The organism is Ancylobacter sp. GW821-FHT10E12 (assembly GCF_058809335.1).
This window is the reverse complement of sequence record NZ_JBXASN010000002.1, coordinates 77320-93689: the sequence shown is the minus strand read 5'-3', so window position 1 is coordinate 93689 and position 16370 is coordinate 77320. Positions and strand designations below refer to the sequence as shown.

Genomic DNA, 16370 nt, shown 5'->3' with positions numbered 1-16370 from the left:
ATAATTTTCACCGTCCGACCCGGCGTGTTTCGGTCGGCGGTTCATTATTTTTGTTCGTTGCGGGAGAAAAACGAATGACGGCAGGCCTCGACGAGGTAGCGTACAAAATGTGTGCGGGCGGCAAGGGAATCCTTGCTGCGGATGAAAGCTCCAGCACCATCAAGAAGCGCTTCGACGCGATCGGCGTCGAATCCACCTTCGACAGTCGGCGCGACTACCGCGAGATGCTGTTCCGCACCGACGAGGCGATGACGAAGTATATTTCCGGCGTCATCCTGTTCGACGAGACCATCCGCCAGAAGGCCAAGGACGGCACGCCGCTGGTCGAGCTGATCCAGAAGGCCGGCTCGATCCCCGGCATCAAGGTCGATGCCGGCGCCAAGCCGCAGCCGGGCGCACCCGGCGAGACCATCACCGAGGGCCTCGACGGCCTCGGCGCCCGGCTGAAGGAATATTACGACCTCGGCGCCCGCTTCGCGAAGTGGCGCGCGGTGATCGATATCGGCTCGCACATCCCGAGCTACACCTCGATCCTCGCCAATGCCCAGGCGCTCGCCCGCTACGCGGCCTTGTGCCAGCAGGCCAATATCGTGCCGATCGTCGAGCCGGAAGTGCTGATGGACGGCGACCACGACATCGACCGCTGCTACGACGTCACCGAATGGGTGCTGAAGGAAGTCTTCCAGCAGCTGTTCTACGCCCGCATCCGCCTCGAAGGCATGGTGCTGAAGCCGAACATGATCGTCGCCGGCATGAAGGCGCCCAAGCAGCCCTCGGTCGAGGAAGTGGCGGAGAAGACCGTCCGCTGCCTGAAGAACTGCGTGCCCTCCGCCGTACCGGGCGTCGCCTTCCTCTCCGGCGGCCAGTCGGACGAGATGGCGACGGCCAATCTCGACGCCATGATCAAGATCGGCGGGCTGCCCTGGAACCTCACCTTCTCCTATGGCCGCGCCCTGCAGGCGGCGCCGCAGAAGGCGTGGTCCGGCAAGGACGAGAACTGGACCGCCGGCCAGGCCGCCTTCACCCACCGCGCCAAGATGAACTACCTGGCCGCGCTGGGTCAGTGGACGCCGGAAGTCGAGCAGAAGAAGGCCGCCTGACGGCAGCGGCTTCGCGCGGGCCCTCCGCTCGCGCGGCGGCAAATTCCAGTGAGATCATACGAACGCCGCTCCTTCGGGGGCGGCGTTCTGCTTTGCCGGCGGTCGTCTCCACCCTACGCAGTTTCCCGCCGCTTGATCTTGCGCAAGGCCGGGCCGCATCCCAGTTCCTAGCCTCCCCCTCCGTCAACGGGGAGAACGCACCGTGCAACGCGACATCAAGGGCGGCGTTGCGCCCGTCGACTTCGACGTTCGGCAGCTGTCCGGCGCGTGGCGCGCGGATGCGCCGTCCGACGCCGCGGTGAAGCTGGACGTGCGGCATGTCAGCTTCCGCTTCGGCGATCATGTCGCCCTGAGCGATGTCTCGCTGCCGATCCATGCCCACAGGGTGACGGCGCTGATCGGCCCCTCCGGCTGCGGCAAGTCCACGCTGCTGCGCGTGTTCAACCGCATGCCGGACCTTTACGAGGACCAGCATGTCGAGGGCGAGGTGCGGCTCGACGGCGTCGACATACTGGGTCCCGGCATCGACGTGCTGACGCTCCGGCGGCGCATCGGCATGGTCACGCAGAAGCCGTCGCCCTTCCCGATGTCGATCTACGACAATGTGGCGATCGGCATGCGCCTCAACGAGGAGCTCACCCCCGCCGCGCTCGACGCGCGGGTCGAGGACGCCCTGCGCCGCGCCGCGCTATGGGACGAGGTGCGCGACATCCTGCGCTACGATGCGCTCAGCCTCTCGGGCGGCCAGCAGCAGCGGCTCTGCCTCGCCCGCACCATGGCGGTGCGACCGGAAGTGATCCTGCTCGACGAGCCGTGCTCCGCGCTCGACCCGATCTCGACGGCGAAGATCGAGCAGACCATCGAGGCGCTGAAATCCACCTGCACCATCGTGATCGTCACCCATAACCTGCAGCAGGCGGCGCGGATCGCCGACTACACCGCCTTCCTGTATCTCGGCAGGCTGGTCGAGTTCGGCCCGACAGAGGCGATCTTCGCCAACCCGGCCGACGAGCGCACCGCGGCCTATGTCACCGGCAAGATGGGATAGAGCGCCGGCACGGCAGGCACCGGCGCGGCAGTCAATCGCGACGCGGCGAACGACATCCCCGGCGACGCCGCCGGGGATGGTGAGCGGGCGCGGCGCCAGGGCGTTCAGCGGCGGAACCCGCCGCCGCCGAAGCCACCGCGGAACCCGCCGCCGAAGCCGCCTCCCCCGAAACCCCCGCGATCGAAGTCGCCGCCGCCGAAGCCGCCGGAGCGGGCGAAGTCGTCGACGCGCTGGTTGCCGAGGTCCTGGAACTGGCGCTGGTTGTCGAGCCGGCCGATCTGGTCGGCGTCGCTGTCGCGCTGCCAGCCGTCGATGGACTGGTGCTGCCAGGAGCCGTCCGGGTTGTACTGGTGGATCGACCCGTCATGGTCGGTATAGATGTTGCCGTTGTTCCAGCCCACCGCATTGCCGGAATGGACATTGCCGGCGACGCCGCGGCTGTCGACGTCGAGCTGGCCGTCATTTCGCGTCACCCCGGTCTCGGAGGCGTGGCCGAAGCCGGTAGCGGGGTTGTAGTTGGCCGACTGGCGGCCGGCGGCGAAATTGCCGGTATCCTCGTTGCCGACCACGCCGGAGCGCGCCCCGCCCCAGGCCCCGGTCGAGGGGTTGTAGTAGCCGCCCGCGCGGCCGGCGGCGAAATTGCCGTTCCACGGATTGAAGGCGGCGCCGGAGCGCCCAGTGAACTCGGTGCCGCGCGCGGTGACGCCGTTCACCGAATTGGCCGCCCATTCGTTGCCGGTCCACGGGTTGTAGCCGAAGGCGTGGTTCACCGTGGCGCTGCCGCCCCAGCGGCCATAGATGTTGGTCTGGTTGACGTTGACGCCGGCCCACGGCCCGCCCCACGGCCCCGGCCCCCAATAGGGACCCCACCACGGCGACATGGCGCCCCAGGCATAGCCGGCGGCAAAGCCGAAGGCGAAGCCGCCCTGCCAGCCGAAGGCGGCGTTGTAGCCATAGGTGTCCGGGCAGCCGTACCAGTAGGTGCCGACATAGCCGACGCAATCATAGCCGGTGCCGTAGACCACGGTGCCGCCGGGGCCGACCACCACGCCGAGATAGCCCGGCATGTAGCCGACCGTCACCGCGTCGGAAGTGGAGGCGTAGACATAGACATAGGTCACGTAATGCAGCGGCGAGGAAGAGGGGATGGTGTAGATCGCCGCCGGCACCACGTCGGCGATCACCCATGGGCCGGTCGGCGTCGCCGCCATGAACCAGGCGCCCTGGAACAGCGCGTAGTAGCGGCTGGCGTCGAGCTGGATCACCGGGGTGCGGGTGTTCTCGGCATAGTTGAGCAGCGTGCCCTTGATCGGCACGAATTTCGGGGTGCCGCCGTCATACTGGATGGTGAGCTGGGTGGCGCGCGACACGCTCGCCGTCTGCGGCACGGTGGCGGCGATCGCCGCCTCCTTGGCCTGCGGCGTGCCGGGCACCGCCACCAGGGCGTTCGCCACCGGGTCGGTGGAGGCGATCTTTCCGAACGAGGCCGGCAGCGCGTCGCCCGCAACGAAGCTCCACGGCCCGGCAAGGCCGGCGGCGCGGAACCAGCGGCCGGAGACCAGCACGTAATAGCTGTTGCTGTCGGGGTCGAGCAGCACGGCATGGTCGGCATTGCCCATGCGCAGCAGCGAGGTGCCCGTCACCGGCACCATCTGCGCCGCGCCGGCGGTGATGATCAGCTCGGCCGGCACGGTGGAGACGATGACCGCCGCCGGCTGGGCCGGCTTCTGGCCGTTTTCCGGCAGCATGGTCTCGGCCTGCTGCTGGTAGTTCGCCATCGAGCCGGCGGCCTGCAGCGCAGCGGCGGGCTCGCGCAGCAGCGTCCACGGCCCGTCGATCGCCTTGGCCTGGTACCAGCTCAGCGCCGCCTGCAGGTAGAAGCTGCCCGACCCGTCGACGAGGATCAGCGGATGGGTGTTGATCACCCGCTGGAAGCCCTGCGCGCCGTCCACCGGCCGCAGCACCGGCGGCCCCGCCACCTGCACCAGCAGCGTCGGCGCGTCGGCGAAGACGATCTTCGGCGGCGTGTTGTCGACCGGCTGCTCCATGTCCTTGGTCAGCTGCTTGTTGGCGGCGTAGCTGGTGAGCAGGTGGTCGAGCGCCACGGTGAGGCCGTCGGCCGGGATATGCGACTGCAGGGCGCTGAGCACCTTCACGTCGAGGTCCGGCTGGGTCGGCACGTCGACCCTGGCGATGACGATATTGGTGAGCCGGGCGAGCTTGGCCGGCTTGTCGACGGCGACGCGGGCGGTGAACCGGGCGACGCCATAGGTCGGCGAGCCGGAGGCGGCGCCGAAGGCCACGGCGGCGCGGCCGGCGATCTGGTCGCCGTTCCAGCTCTCGATCAGCGGCTGGTAGATCTCCAGCGCGTTGTCGCCGATCTTCACGCTGCGCGGCCAGGAAAGGCCGGCAGCGGTGGCGGCGGACGGCGCCGGAGTGGCGGGGGGCTGGGTGGCGGGGGCCTGGGCGAAGGCGGGAGAGAGCGGCGCGGCGAGCAGCGCGCCGGCAAGCGCCAGCAGGCGGGCCGGGCGGATAGCGGGCGAGCGGGACGAGCGAGGGCGGGCGGGCATGTTTCCTCCACCGGCACGGGGCCGTGAACATGAGACCTTGAAACGTGGGAGCCCCTTGCTCGGGGCTTGTACGCAGTTGGGGCAGGCTCCGGCTGCGCCCTGATTAGCATTGCCGGCCGGGCCCGGCGACGGAAATTCTCGCCGCCGCAAGGCCCCGTCCGTACACGGTAAATTGCGACGGCCCGGCCCTCGCCGCCCCTGCCCGTTACCGTGGCACGCCCATTTCGACGCCATGCGATGACCGCCCGGCGGCGAAAGCATTTCAAATTTCGCGCGACATGGTCTAGGACACGCCACCGGCAGGCGATTTCGGCCGTGCTTTCGCCGCCATCCTGCGACATGGCTCGTTCATGGCTCGAACCGATTCCTCCGCCGCTCCGCCGGCTCCGAGACTTTACCTGCTGCTACCGCCGCTCGCCGGGGATGCGGCGCCCGCCGCGGCGCGCCTTTCCGCGCTGGTGCGCCAGGCGACCGGAGCGGCCGACATCGCCGCCGTGCTGGTGCGCCCCGGCGAGGCCGGCGCCGGCGCGCTGCGCGACCTCGTCGCCGCCTGCCAGGAAGGCGGCGCCGCCTGCCTGATCGACGGCAATGCGGCGCTCGCCGCCGCCGTCGGCGCGGACGGCGTGCACGCCGCCGGCCTGCCGGCGCTGAAGGGCGCCATCGCCGCCGTGCGGCCGGACGGCATTGCCGGGATCGGCGAGCTGCGCACCCGGCACGAGGCGATGGATGCCGGGGATGCCGGTGCCGACTATGTGATGTTCGGCGAGCCGGATGCGGGCGGCCGCCGCCTGCCCTTCGAGACCACGCGCGAGCGCGTCGAGTGGTGGGTGGAGATCTTCCAGCCGCCCTGCGTCGCCTATGCCGGCACGCTGGAGGAAGTCGACGCGCTGGTCGCCCTCGGTGCCGATTTCATCGCCGTCGACGGCCTCATCCTCGACGACCCGGCCGCCGGCGGGCGTGCGCTTTCCGGCCGCCTTGCCGCCGCGGGAGCGGTCTGATGCGGGTGCGGCACGGGGTGTTCGCCGCCCTGGCCGCGGCCGGGCTTCTCCTCGGCGCCGGCGCACGCGCGCAGACGCCCGAGGCCGCGACGCCGCAGGCCGAGGCCCCCAAGGCTGACGCCCCCAAGGCCGAGATTCCAAAAACCCAGCCTCCAAAGCCCGAGGCGGAGCCGACCCCGCTCGACGCCGCCTATGGCGCCTATCAGCGCGGCGACTACCGCACGGCGCTGAAGCTGGCGGTGGAGCGCGCCAACAGCGCCGGCGACCCGGTCGCCATGGTGCTGGCGGCGGAGATCCTTTCGCAGGGCTACGGGGTGCGCCAGGACGAGGACGCGGCGCGCCAGTGGTACGAGGCCGCCGCCGCCAAGGGCAATGCCGACGCGCTGTTCGCCCTCGGCGCGCGCAAGATCAGGGACGCCGGCAAGAACGCCCAGATGAAGAGCGAGGCGCTGCCGATGCTGCGCGACGCGGCGGAAAAGGGCAACGCCACCGCCGCCTACAATCTCGGGCTGATCTATCTCCAGGGCGAGGCTGCGCCGAAGGAGCCGGCCATCGCCGCCGAATGGTTCCAGAAGGCGGCGGAAAAGGACCAGCCCGACGCGCTCTACGCGCTCGCCATGCTCTATCGCGAGGGCCGCGGCGTGCGGCGCGACCCGATCGAGGCGGCACGGCTGCTGCAGCGCGCCGACGGCGTCGGCCATGTCGTCGCCACCACCGAATATGCCATCGCGGTGTTCAACGGCGTCGGCATGCCCAAGGACGAGGAGCGCGCCGCCGAGCTGTTCCGCAAGGCGGCGCTCGCCGGCAACGCCATCGCCCAGAACCGCTATGCCCGCATGCTGGCGGCCGGGCGCGGCGTGCCGCAGGACAAGCCGCTGGCCGCCGCCTGGTACAAGGTCGCGTTGACCCAGGGACTGAAGGACGCCGAACTCGACAAGATGATCGCCGGCATGACCCCGCAGGAGCGGGCGAGGGCCGAGGAGATCCTGCGCAAATGGGCGGGCGGCCCCTCGGGCTGACCCGCCCCGCCTCGCGGAGCCGGCGGATGCGCAGCGGATCGCCCGCCGCGCCTTGCCCCGGCGACCGCACGCCGCTACTCATCGTGGCGCACGGTGCTCAGGCGCGGTGCGCAGCCTTCAGGAGAGCCCGTTTTTGGCCATTGCCCGCCGACTGCTGCCGCAGGTCCTGCTCCATACGCTCCTCGTGCTCGTGCTGGCGGCGACGCTGGCACCCGGCACGGCGCGCGCGCTCGACGCGGTGGCGATCCGGCTCGACGCGCCGGTGATCGACCTCGCGCCGGCCATCGAGCGGCACGACACCGAAGGCGGCAGCATCCCGGTCTCCACCGTGCCCGGCGCCGACGGCATCGTGCGCCGCTTCGAGGTGCGCGCCGTCGCCCCGACGCCGCAGGGCAGCAAATGGGCGGTGTTCGCGCTCGCCAACAATACCGACGAGCAGGTCGACCGGCTGATCGTCTCGCCGCATTACCGCATGGTCGGCTCCGGCGTGTTCTGGCCCGACCTCGGCAACCGGCGCATCGTCAACATCACGCCGAGCCAGGGCTTTCGCCCGGAAATGCAGAATGCGTCGGACGCCGACGTCTATCTGGTGACGCTCGACCCCGGCACCACGGTGACGCTGGTCGCCGAGCTGACCGACGGCAACCTGCCGCAGCTGCATCTGTGGGAGCCGGAAGCCTTCAAGGACAAGGTCAACTCCTTCACCCTCTATAACGGCATCGTCATCGGCATTTCCGGCCTGCTCGCCTTGTTCCTCACCATCCTGTTCGTGGTGAAGGGCAGCGCCATGTTCCCGGCCGCCGCGCTGCTCGCCTGGGCGGTGCTCGGCTATATCGGCCTCGATTTCGGCTTCTGGAGCAAGGTGTTCGGCATTTCGCCGATCGCCCAGCAATTCTGGCGCGCCGCCGGCGAGGCGATCCTCGCCGCCACGCTGGTGGTGTTCCTGTTCGCCTATCTCAACCTCAACCGCTGGCATGTGCGCTATGCCCACATCACCGCCGGCTGGCTGGTGTTCCTCGTCGCCCTGGTCGGGCTCGCGCTGCTCGATCCCTCGGCGGCGGCCGGCATCGCCCGGCCCTCGCTGCTGGTGGTCTCGGTGATGGGCTTCGCGGTGGTGATGTGGCTGTCGCTGCATCGCTACGACCGCGCGGTGCTGATCATCCCGACGCTGTTCCTGCTGATGGTGTGGGTGATCACCGCCGGGCTGGCGGTATCGGGCCGGATCGGCAACGACCTCGTCGCCCCCGCCCTGCTCGGCGGGCTGGTGCTGATCGTGATGCTGATCGGCTTCACGGTGATGCAGCACGCCTTCGCCGGCATCGGCTCGGTGGCCGGCAGCGCGCAGGAGCTGGAGCGCCGCGCCCTCGCCGTCGCCGGCTCCGGCAATATCGTGTGGGACTGGGACGTCGACACCGACCGCATCCATGTGAGCCCGGAAGCCGAACAGCTGCTCGGCCTCAAGGCCGGCTCGCTGGAGACCGAGGCCGCCGGCTGGCTGGAGACCATCCACCCCGGCGACCGCGACCGCTTCCGCGCCACGCTGGACGGGCTGCTCGACCAGCGGCGCGGCCGCATCGACCAGGATTTCCGCCTGCGCGCCCATGACGGCCATTATCTCTGGTTCAACCTGCGCGCCCGGCCGGTGGTCGGCACCGACGGCGAAGTGGTGCGCTGCATCGGCACGCTCTCCGACGTCACCGACAGCCGCACCGCCGAGGAGCGGATGCTGCACGACGCGGTGCATGACAACCTCACCGGCCTGCCCAACCGCGAGCTGTTCCTCGACCGGCTGTCCTCCGCCATCGGCTTCGCCCGCGCCGACGAGACGCTGAAGCCGACCATCATGCTGGTCGACCTCGACCGCTTCAAGCAGGTGAATGCCAGCCTCGGCATGCCGGCCGGCGATTCGATCCTGCTCACCGTGGCGCGGCGGCTGATGCGCCTCGCCAAGCAGCAGGACACGCTGGCGCGGCTCGGGGGCGACCATTTCGCGCTGATCCTGCTCTCGGAGAAGGACCCCGAGCGCATCACCGCCTTCGCCGACACGCTGCGCCGCACGCTGCGCGCGCCGATCACCTTCGGCGACCGCGAGATCTTCATCACCGCCTCCATCGGCCTCCTGCTCGCCGACGGCCAGAAGCGCACGCCGGAGGAGATGCTGAAGGATGCCGAGCTGGCGATGTATTTCGCCAAGCGCGTCGGCGGCGACCGAATCGAGGTGTTCCGGCCCTCGATGCGCACCCACAAGCTCGACCGGCTGACGCTGGAGGCGGACCTGCGCACCGCGCTGGAGCGCAACGAGATCAACGTCGTCTACCGGCCGATCGTCGAGCTCTCCACCCGCGCCGTCGCCGGCTTCGAGGCGGTGACGCGCTGGCAGCACCCGACGCTGGGCATGCTCGGCCCCGACGACTTCCTCAGCCTTGCCGAGGATACCGGGCTGATCGTCGACCTCGGCCTGTTCACGCTCGACGCCGCCGCCCGCCAGCTCGGCTCCTGGCAGCGCAACATGCGCGGCGAGCCGATCTTCGTCTCGGTCGACATTTCCTCGCGGCAGATGCTGCGCCACGACCTGCTGCAGGACCTCAAGGCGATCCTCGCCCGCAACGTGGTGGCGCCGGGCACGCTCAAGCTGGAGCTCTCCGAATCGCTCGCCATGGAGAACCCGGAATATGCGGCGCAGATCCTGATGCGCATGCGCGAGCTCGGCGCCGGGCTGACGCTCGACGATTTCGGCACCGGCTATTCCTCGCTCGCCTATCTCCAGCGCTTCCCCTTCGACACGATCAAGGTCGACCGCACCTTCGTCAAGGCGCTGGGGCGCAACGGCAACAAGGCGCAGCGGCCGGTGATCCTGCGCACCATCGTCACCATGGCGCATGATCTCGGCATGGAGATCGTGGCGGAAGGGGTGGAATCCGAGCCCTCCGCCACCGCGCTCGCCAAGCTCGGCTGCCGCTACGGCCAGGGCCCGCTATTCGGCGAGACGGTCGGCGCCGACGAGGCGCGCCGGCTGCTGCAGCCGGAAGCCGCGCCCGCCTCGCTGCTGGAGCGCGGCCGGCTGCTGCGCCGCGGCGGCGGCGGGAAAGCTCCTGAAAGGCCGGCGGCCGACAAACCGGCGGCCGACAGGCCCACCTCCGACAAGCCTCCTGGCGACAAGCCCTCTGGCGACAGGCCGGCGACCAATGGCGAGGCAGGCGGCAAGGTCGCCGCCCGCCCGGCAGCGGCACCGGCTCCCCTCGCCCGGCCGGCACCAGGCGAGGCGCCGGCCAAGGCATCCTGACGCGCAGGGCATCCCGACGCTCAAGCCATCCCGACGCGGCGCGATCACGGCATGGATCGGCGCGCGCCGCCTTGGGCGCGGCACGAGCGGCGACGGCACCAGCGGCGACGGCTGGAAAGCTCAGGCGTGGCCCGCGTCGGAGGAGAGCATGCCGGGGTCGATGCCGATCTGGCGCAGCGCCCGGTCATATTTGCCCGCCGCGTCGGCGCCGAACACCAGCGTCGGATCGGCCGGGCAGTTGATCCAGCCGTTCTGCTGGATCTCGTTCTCCAGCTGCCCCGGCGCCCAGCCGGCATAGCCGAGCGCCAGCACCGCGCTGGCCGGCCCGCCGCCGGCGGCGATCGCCTTCAATATGTCGAGCGTCGCGGTGAGGCAGATTCCGCTGTCGATCGGCAGCGTCGAATCCTGGATGAAGAAATCCGAGGAATGCAGCACGAAGCCACGCCCGGTCTCCACCGGCCCGCCCTTGAGCACCGCGACGTCGCCGGCGCCGCGCGGCAGGTGGATGCGCTCCTCCTCCGGCACCACGTCGAGCTGGACGAGCAGGTCGCGGAAGCTGATATGGCTGGCCGGCTGGTTGACCACGATGCCCATCGCCCCCTCCGGGGAATGGGCGCACATGTAGATCACCGCGCGGGCGAAGCGCTCGTCGCGCATGCCGGGCATGGCGACCAGCAGCTGCCCGTCGAGGAAGCTGGCGCCGGCTGGGCGGTCGGAGCCGCCCCTGTCCTTCTGCTTCTGTCCGATCCACATGCGGAAAGCCTAATCGCGGTCGGCGGCTTTTTGAAGTGCGGCCGAGCGATCCGAGCCTTCGCCGCCGCCCGCCCTCACATGAAAGTGCGGGCCGCCCGGCTTTTCGCGCGCCGCGCGGCGGGCTATCGGCAAGGTATGACCCTTTGCCGCGCCCCCGATTTCGGCCCCGCCTTCCGCCGCGCCGCCCTGTTCCTCGCCGCCTGCGCGCTGGCGCCGGCCGGTGCGCCGCGCGCCGTCGCCGGCGTCGAATCGCCGTGGTCGGCGCCGGACGGCACCGCGGTGCGGCTGCTCGCCGGCGCGCGCGACGGCGACGCCCATGCCGCCGGGGTCGAGATCCGGCTGGCGCCGGGCTGGAAGACCTATTGGCGCTATCCCGGCGATGCCGGCATCCCGCCGCATTTCGACTGGAGCGGCTCGCGCAATGTCGAGCGGGTCGAGGTCGCCTGGCCGGCGCCGACCCGCTTCGACGAGGGCGGCGCGGTCTCCATCGGCTACAAGCACGACGTGCTGCTGCCGCTGCGGGTGGTGCCGGTCGACGCCGGCGCGCCGGTGACGCTCAATCTCGCGCTCGATTTCGCGGTGTGCAGCACCATCTGCCAGCCGGCGAGCGCCGCCGTCTCGCTCGACATCCCGGCCGCCGGCGCCGCCCCGACATCGCCGGCGCTGGTCGAGGCCGCGCGCGCGGTGCCGCGCCTCGCCGCGCTCGGCGCGGCCGGCGCGCCGGCGCTGGAGCGGGCGACGCTGGAGGCCGCCGGCGGCAAGGCCAGCATCCGGGTGGTCGCCCGCCTCGCCGACGCGGCGGAAGGCGACCTGTTCGTCGAGGGCCCGAACGAGGAATGGGCGCTGCCGCTGCCCGAGCGCGCGGTGGCCGGCACCGACGGGCGCACCGTCTTCGTGCTGCCGGCGGACGGCGTGCCGAAAGGCGCGAACCTCGCCGACAGCCCGCTGCGCTTCACCCTGGTCGACGGCGACAGGGCGGTGGAGGTGACGGCGCGACTTTCCGCCCCATGAAAGCGCTTTCCGTCGAACGGGAACCGATTATGCTACCGGCGCCGCGCCGGAGCCGCACAAGAACGGCTCTGCGCACCGCGTATATTTTGCCAAACGCCCGTTGAAAGGAAGCATCATGACGATCAAGGTCGGCGATACCCTGCCGAGCGCCACCTTCCGCGTCGCCACCGCGGACGGCCCGGTACCGAAGTCCACCGAGGAAATCTTCAAGAACAAGAAGGTCGTGCTGTTCGCCGTGCCGGGCGCCTTCACCCCGACCTGCCACAAGAACCACCTGCCGAGCTTCATCGCCCGCGCCGACGAGCTGTTCGCCAAGGGCGTCAGCACCATCGCGGTGACCGCGGTGAACGATCCCTTCGTGATGGAAGCCTGGGAAAAGGCCTCCAATGCCGGCGGCAAGATCGTGTTCCTCTCCGACGGCAATGGCGATTTCGCCAAGGCGGTCGGCCTCGATTTCGACGCCTCCGCCGCCGGGCTCGGCCTGCGTTCCAAGCGCTATTCGATGCTGGTCGACGACGGCGAGGTGCTGATCCTCAATGTCGAGCCGGTGCCGAGCAAGGCCGACACCACCAATGCCGACGTGCTGCTCACGCAGTTCTGATCGCGGGCTCCCGTTCCCCGGCGGCACGCCGCCGGGGAACGGGCTGCCACGAATCTTGTCCCCCGCGGCACGCCGCCGGGGATGTTCCGCCGCGAATCACGCCGGCCGGCGGTCCGGTTCGCTCAGGCGATGATGTCGGGGAGGATCTGGTCCTCGACGAAGCCGATCCGGTCCTTCAGCAACAGCTTGCGCTTCTTGAGGCGGGCGAGCTGGAGCTGGTCGCAGCCGGGAATGGAATGCAGCGCCTCGATCGCGGTGTCGAGATCTCGATGCTCCTGCCGCAGACGCTCGAGGAGCGCCTTCAGCTCGCGTTCCTCATCCGTCGTGATCTCTGCCAAAACGCCGACCCGCAACCCGACTCGCCATCGCCCGCATACGGGGCGCCGCGCGATTATCGCCGGGCTTTCCCGTCGCCGCAATATGCCGGGCGCCCCGCCGGCCCCCTCTCCCGCATTGCACGACGATGGTGCGCTGCAGCGCATCGTTTCGTCGACACGACCGCCCATCGATGACAGAGTGATGACGTTCCTAATCCAGACAGGGAGATCAAAGTCCATGTCCATGCAGGCGCATGTCGCGGAATTGGAAAGGCGCCATCAGGCGATCGACAAGGAACTCAAGGCCGAGATGTCGCATCCGGCATCCAGCGAGACGAGAATAGCCGAGCTCAAACGGCGAAAGCTGCACCTCAAGGACGAGATCACCCGACTCAAGACCGATGTCGGGAACACGTATCACTGAGCATGATTTGCGGAAGCCGTGTGGCCTCTGCCAAGAGCACATGCTCCAACCACTTGAATTTGCAGAATTTTCTCATTGACCGGGCCCCAGGCCCGATCGGAGGGATTCCATGATTCGACGCGTTGAAGGTTCAGCGCTTTCGCCGCCGGCCCTCGGGCCGGCGGTTCGCGTTTGGCAGCGGCCCGCGCCTGAACGAAGCACGACCAAGGTCGTACGCATTTGAGCGTTCTTGCAACCGGCGCGCGCTGCCGGTTTCCTTGAAGAAAAATAATCGGGATTCAGGGAGACGCCGAGCATGACCATTTCCCATTCTGCCGACGACGGCGCCGCCCCGGCACCCGCGTCCGGCTACCGCGCCGCCTATGCCGCCTCGATGGACGATCCCGAGCGTTTCTGGCGCGATGCCGCCAGGGCGATCGAGTGGATCGCCCCGGCGCGCCAGGTCTTCGATCCCGATCTCGGCGCCTATGGCCGCTGGTTCGTCGGCGGGCTCACCAATGTCTGCCACAATGCGGTGGACCGGCATGTCGATGCCGGACGCGGGCCGCAGCCGGCGATCTTCTATGACAGCCCGGTGGCCGGCGCCCGCCGCACCGTCACCTATGCCGAGATGCTGGCGGAGACCCGCACCCTCGGGGCGATGCTGCGCGATCTCGGCGTCGAGAAGGGCGACCGCGTCGTCATCTACATGCCGATGGTCCCGGAGGCGGTGATCGCCATGCTGGCCTGCGCCCGCATCGGCGCCATCCATTCGGTGGTGTTCGGCGGCTTCGCGGCGGCGGAGCTGGCGAGCCGCATCGACGACGCCCGGCCGAAAGTGGTGCTGTCGGCCTCCTGCGGCATCGAGCCGAGCCGCATCGTCTCCTACAAGCCGCTGCTCGACCTCGCCCTCACCATGGCGAACCACAAGCCGAATGCCTGCGTCATCCTCCAGCGGCCGCAGATGGAGGCCAAGCTGCTGGCCGGCCGCGACCACGACTGGGCAAGGCTGCGCGAGGCCGCCGCCGCCGGCGGGCGCGGCGTCGACTGCACGCCGATGGGCGCCACCGACCCGCTCTACATCCTCTACACTTCCGGCACCACCGGAAAGCCCAAGGGCGTGGTGCGCGACACCGGCGGCTACATGGTGGCTCTGCGCTGGTCGATGCAGGGGCTCTACGGCGTCGAGCCGGGCGAGGTGTTCTGGTCGGCCTCCGATATCGGCTGGGTGGTCGGCCACTCCTACATCGTCTACGCGCCGCTGATCACCGGCTGCACCACCGTGCTCTACGAGGGCAAGCCGGTCGGCACCCCGGATGCCGGCGCCTTCTGGCGGGTGATCGAGGAGTACAAGGTCGTGGCGCTGTTCACCGCGCCGACCGCGCTGCGCGCCATCAAGAAGGAAGACCCGGCCGGCAGGCTGATCGGCGATTACGACCTGTCGAGCCTGCGCACGCTGTTCCTCGCCGGCGAGCGCGCCGACCCGGACACCGTGCTGTGGGCGGGCGAGAAGCTCGGCGTGCCGGTGGTCGACCATTGGTGGCAGACCGAGACCGGCTGGGCGATCGCCGGCAACCCGGCGGGCCTCGGCCTGCTGCCGGTGAAGCCCGGCTCCACCGGCGTGCCGATGCCCGGCTACCGGATCGACATCCTCGACGAGGGCGGGCATCCGGTTGCCGACGGCAAGATGGGCTCGATCGCCATCAAGCTGCCGCTGCCGCCCGGCTGCCTGCCGACGCTGTGGAAGCAGGACGCGCGCTTCGCCGAGAGCTACCTCTCGGAATTCCCCGGCTATTACAAGACCGCCGATGCCGGCTTCCGCGACACCGATGGCGGCCTGTTCATCATGGGCCGCACCGACGACATCATCAACGTCGCCGGCCACCGGCTCTCCACCGGCGGCATGGAGGAGGTGCTGGCCTCGCATCCCGACGTCGCCGAATGCGCGGTGATCGGCATGCATGACGAACTGAAGGGCGAGGTGCCCTGCGGCTTCGTGGTGCTGAAATCCGGGGTGGAACGGCCGCCGACGGTGATCGAGGGCGAGATCGTCGCGCTGGTGCGCGAGCGCATCGGCCCGGTGGCGGCGTTCCGCATCGCCATCACCGTGGCGCGGCTGCCCAAGACCCGCTCCGGCAAGATCCTGCGCGGCACCATGAAGAAGATCGCCGATGCCGAGCCGTGGAACCTGCCGGCGACCATCGACGACCCGGTGGTGCTGGACGAGATCGCCGCGGTGCTGAAGGAGCGCGGCCACGTCAAATCGACGGCGGCGTAGCTCCCCCGACGGCGCCCGGCCGCCTCGCCGCGTCATGCAAAAGCAAAGGGGCGCCTCGGCGCCCCTTGTCTCATGCCGGACCGGACCCGATCGGCGATCGGTGGTCCTCGGCTCCGGTCAGTTGTCGTCGACTTCGGTCTTGCGCGAACCGCCGAGCTTGGCGAACACGGTCTCGAGGTCGAGCGAATCCTCCTTCGGCTTGCGCGGCACGGTGAAGCCCTCGTCATGCGGCGCATGCGAGGTGGTGACCTCGGCCGGCAGCAGGGTCGCACCCTCGCCGGAGACCGCCGCCGGACGATCCTTGGAGGAGCGCTGCACCTCGATGTCGAGATCGATCTGCGAGCACAGGCCGAGCGTCACCGGGTCCATCGGCGTCAGGTTCTGCGCATTCCAGTGGGTGCGCTCCTTGATCGACTCGATGGTGTGCTTGGTGGTGCCGACCAGCCGCATGATCTGGCTGTCCTTCAGCTCCGCATGGTTGCGCAGCAGCCAGAGGATGGCGTTCGGCCGGTCCTGGCGCTTGGACACCGGGGTGTAGCGCGGGCCGCGCCGGCGCTTGGGCTCGGGCAGGCGCACCTTGGATTCGAGCAGCTTCAGCCGGTAGTTCGGGTTGGCCTCGGCGCGGGCGATCTCCTCGCGCGACAGCTGGCCGTTGGAGACCGGGTCCATGCCCTTGATGCCCTGCGCCACTTCGCCGTCGGCGATGCCCTTCACTTCGAGGACGTGCAGCTTGCAGAAATCGGCGATCTGATCGAACGTCAGAGCGGTGTTTTCCACCAGCCACACCGCGGTGGCCTTCGGCATAAGAGGGGCGTTCGCCATGGGGCGCGTCTCCAGTGAAATGGCGTTCGGCAAACGAACGTAGAACATGCGTAGTCCCGCGCGCTCCGCCACCCCTTGGGGGGCGGAGCCTCGGACCGTCTCGCGATGACCGGGATGCGTGCAATATAGGCCGAGCCCGCGCCTAAGGCAATTGAGAAGGCGCGAGA

Annotated in this window: 13 protein-coding genes; 9 read left to right on the top strand and 4 right to left on the bottom strand. The window is 69.7% G+C overall.

Annotation, left to right across the window (positions count from 1 at the left end; genetic code table 11):
* Window positions 1-74: 74 nt before the first annotated feature.
* Both AC1RU4_RS02810 and pstB read left to right on the top strand, forming a co-directional pair.
* Window positions 75-1100 carry a class I fructose-bisphosphate aldolase gene (locus AC1RU4_RS02810; RefSeq protein ID WP_492889493.1) on the top strand — a complete coding sequence of 342 codons (1026 nt, stop codon included), beginning with the start codon at window positions 75-77 and terminating at the stop codon, window positions 1098-1100.
* A 256-nt stretch (window positions 1101-1356) separates the two neighbouring features.
* Complete coding sequence (gene pstB, locus AC1RU4_RS02805; RefSeq protein WP_492889762.1) at window positions 1357-2148, top strand: phosphate ABC transporter ATP-binding protein PstB; 792 nt, start codon at window positions 1357-1359, stop codon at window positions 2146-2148.
* A gap of 104 nt (window positions 2149-2252) precedes the next feature.
* On the opposite strand, the gene AC1RU4_RS02800 is transcribed toward pstB, so the two are convergent.
* A complete protein-coding gene (locus AC1RU4_RS02800; RefSeq protein ID WP_492889492.1) occupies window positions 2253-4718 on the bottom strand; it encodes a carbohydrate-binding family V/XII in 2466 nt (821 codons plus the stop codon).
* A gap of 350 nt (window positions 4719-5068) precedes the next feature.
* On the opposite strand from AC1RU4_RS02800, the gene AC1RU4_RS02795 reads away from it, so the two are divergent.
* From AC1RU4_RS02795 to AC1RU4_RS02785, 3 genes are all read left to right on the top strand, one after another.
* A complete protein-coding gene (locus AC1RU4_RS02795) occupies window positions 5069-5716 on the top strand; it encodes a thiamine phosphate synthase (protein WP_492889491.1) in 648 nt (215 codons plus the stop codon).
* On the top strand, window positions 5716-6735 hold the full coding sequence (locus AC1RU4_RS02790) for a tetratricopeptide repeat protein (protein WP_492889490.1): 1020 nt from the start codon (window positions 5716-5718) through the stop codon (window positions 6733-6735). The genes AC1RU4_RS02795 and AC1RU4_RS02790 overlap by 1 nt, the downstream gene beginning before the upstream one ends.
* Before the next feature lie 139 nt (window positions 6736-6874).
* On the top strand, window positions 6875-10018 hold the full coding sequence (locus AC1RU4_RS02785) for an EAL domain-containing protein (RefSeq protein ID WP_492889761.1): 3144 nt from the start codon (window positions 6875-6877) through the stop codon (window positions 10016-10018).
* Between the two features lie 120 nt (window positions 10019-10138).
* Here AC1RU4_RS02785 and AC1RU4_RS02780 read toward each other — a convergent pair whose 3' ends face one another.
* Window positions 10139-10771: a YqgE/AlgH family protein gene (locus AC1RU4_RS02780; RefSeq protein ID WP_492889489.1), complete on the bottom strand. Its 633-nt coding sequence runs from the start codon at window positions 10769-10771 to the stop codon at window positions 10139-10141.
* 135 nt (window positions 10772-10906) lie between these two features.
* Here AC1RU4_RS02780 and AC1RU4_RS02775 point away from each other — a divergent pair, with 135 nt between their 5' ends.
* A complete protein-coding gene (locus AC1RU4_RS02775) occupies window positions 10907-11782 on the top strand; it encodes a protein-disulfide reductase DsbD domain-containing protein (protein WP_492889488.1) in 876 nt (291 codons plus the stop codon).
* A gap of 115 nt (window positions 11783-11897) precedes the next feature.
* The gene (locus AC1RU4_RS02770; RefSeq protein ID WP_492889487.1) at window positions 11898-12383 is read left to right on the top strand and encodes a peroxiredoxin; all 486 of its coding nucleotides are present in this window, start codon (window positions 11898-11900) and stop codon (window positions 12381-12383) included.
* A gap of 122 nt (window positions 12384-12505) precedes the next feature.
* Here AC1RU4_RS02770 and AC1RU4_RS02765 read toward each other — a convergent pair whose 3' ends face one another.
* Window positions 12506-12712, bottom strand: a complete 207-nt coding sequence (locus AC1RU4_RS02765) for a YdcH family protein (protein WP_492889760.1) — start codon at window positions 12710-12712, stop codon at window positions 12506-12508.
* A 226-nt stretch (window positions 12713-12938) separates the two neighbouring features.
* On the opposite strand from AC1RU4_RS02765, the gene AC1RU4_RS02760 reads away from it, so the two are divergent.
* Both AC1RU4_RS02760 and AC1RU4_RS02755 read left to right on the top strand, forming a co-directional pair.
* A complete protein-coding gene (locus tag AC1RU4_RS02760; RefSeq protein WP_492889486.1) occupies window positions 12939-13124 on the top strand; it encodes a YdcH family protein in 186 nt (61 codons plus the stop codon).
* A 295-nt stretch (window positions 13125-13419) separates the two neighbouring features.
* Complete coding sequence (locus AC1RU4_RS02755) at window positions 13420-15381, top strand: propionyl-CoA synthetase (protein ID WP_492889485.1); 1962 nt, start codon at window positions 13420-13422, stop codon at window positions 15379-15381.
* A 117-nt stretch (window positions 15382-15498) separates the two neighbouring features.
* Here AC1RU4_RS02755 and AC1RU4_RS02750 read toward each other — a convergent pair whose 3' ends face one another.
* Entirely contained in the window at window positions 15499-16203 is a 705-nt protein-coding gene (locus AC1RU4_RS02750; RefSeq protein WP_492889484.1) for a DUF1013 domain-containing protein, read from the bottom strand.
* Window positions 16204-16370 lie beyond the last annotated feature (167 nt).

Coding starts and splice junctions, on each gene's coding strand:
- AC1RU4_RS02810 (WP_492889493.1), top strand. CDS start 75: ATGACGGCAGGCCTCGACGAGGTAGCGTACAAAATGTGTGCGGGCGGC.
- AC1RU4_RS02800 (WP_492889492.1), bottom strand. CDS start 4,718: ATGCCCGCCCGCCCTCGCTCGTCCCGCTCGCCCGCTATCCGCCCGGCC.
- AC1RU4_RS02795 (WP_492889491.1), top strand. CDS start 5,069: ATGGCTCGAACCGATTCCTCCGCCGCTCCGCCGGCTCCGAGACTTTAC.
- AC1RU4_RS02790 (WP_492889490.1), top strand. CDS start 5,716: ATGCGGGTGCGGCACGGGGTGTTCGCCGCCCTGGCCGCGGCCGGGCTT.
- AC1RU4_RS02780 (WP_492889489.1), bottom strand. CDS start 10,771: ATGTGGATCGGACAGAAGCAGAAGGACAGGGGCGGCTCCGACCGCCCA.
- AC1RU4_RS02775 (WP_492889488.1), top strand. CDS start 10,907: ATGACCCTTTGCCGCGCCCCCGATTTCGGCCCCGCCTTCCGCCGCGCC.
- AC1RU4_RS02770 (WP_492889487.1), top strand. CDS start 11,898: ATGACGATCAAGGTCGGCGATACCCTGCCGAGCGCCACCTTCCGCGTC.
- AC1RU4_RS02760 (WP_492889486.1), top strand. CDS start 12,939: ATGTCCATGCAGGCGCATGTCGCGGAATTGGAAAGGCGCCATCAGGCG.
- AC1RU4_RS02755 (WP_492889485.1), top strand. CDS start 13,420: ATGACCATTTCCCATTCTGCCGACGACGGCGCCGCCCCGGCACCCGCG.
- AC1RU4_RS02750 (WP_492889484.1), bottom strand. CDS start 16,203: ATGGCGAACGCCCCTCTTATGCCGAAGGCCACCGCGGTGTGGCTGGTG.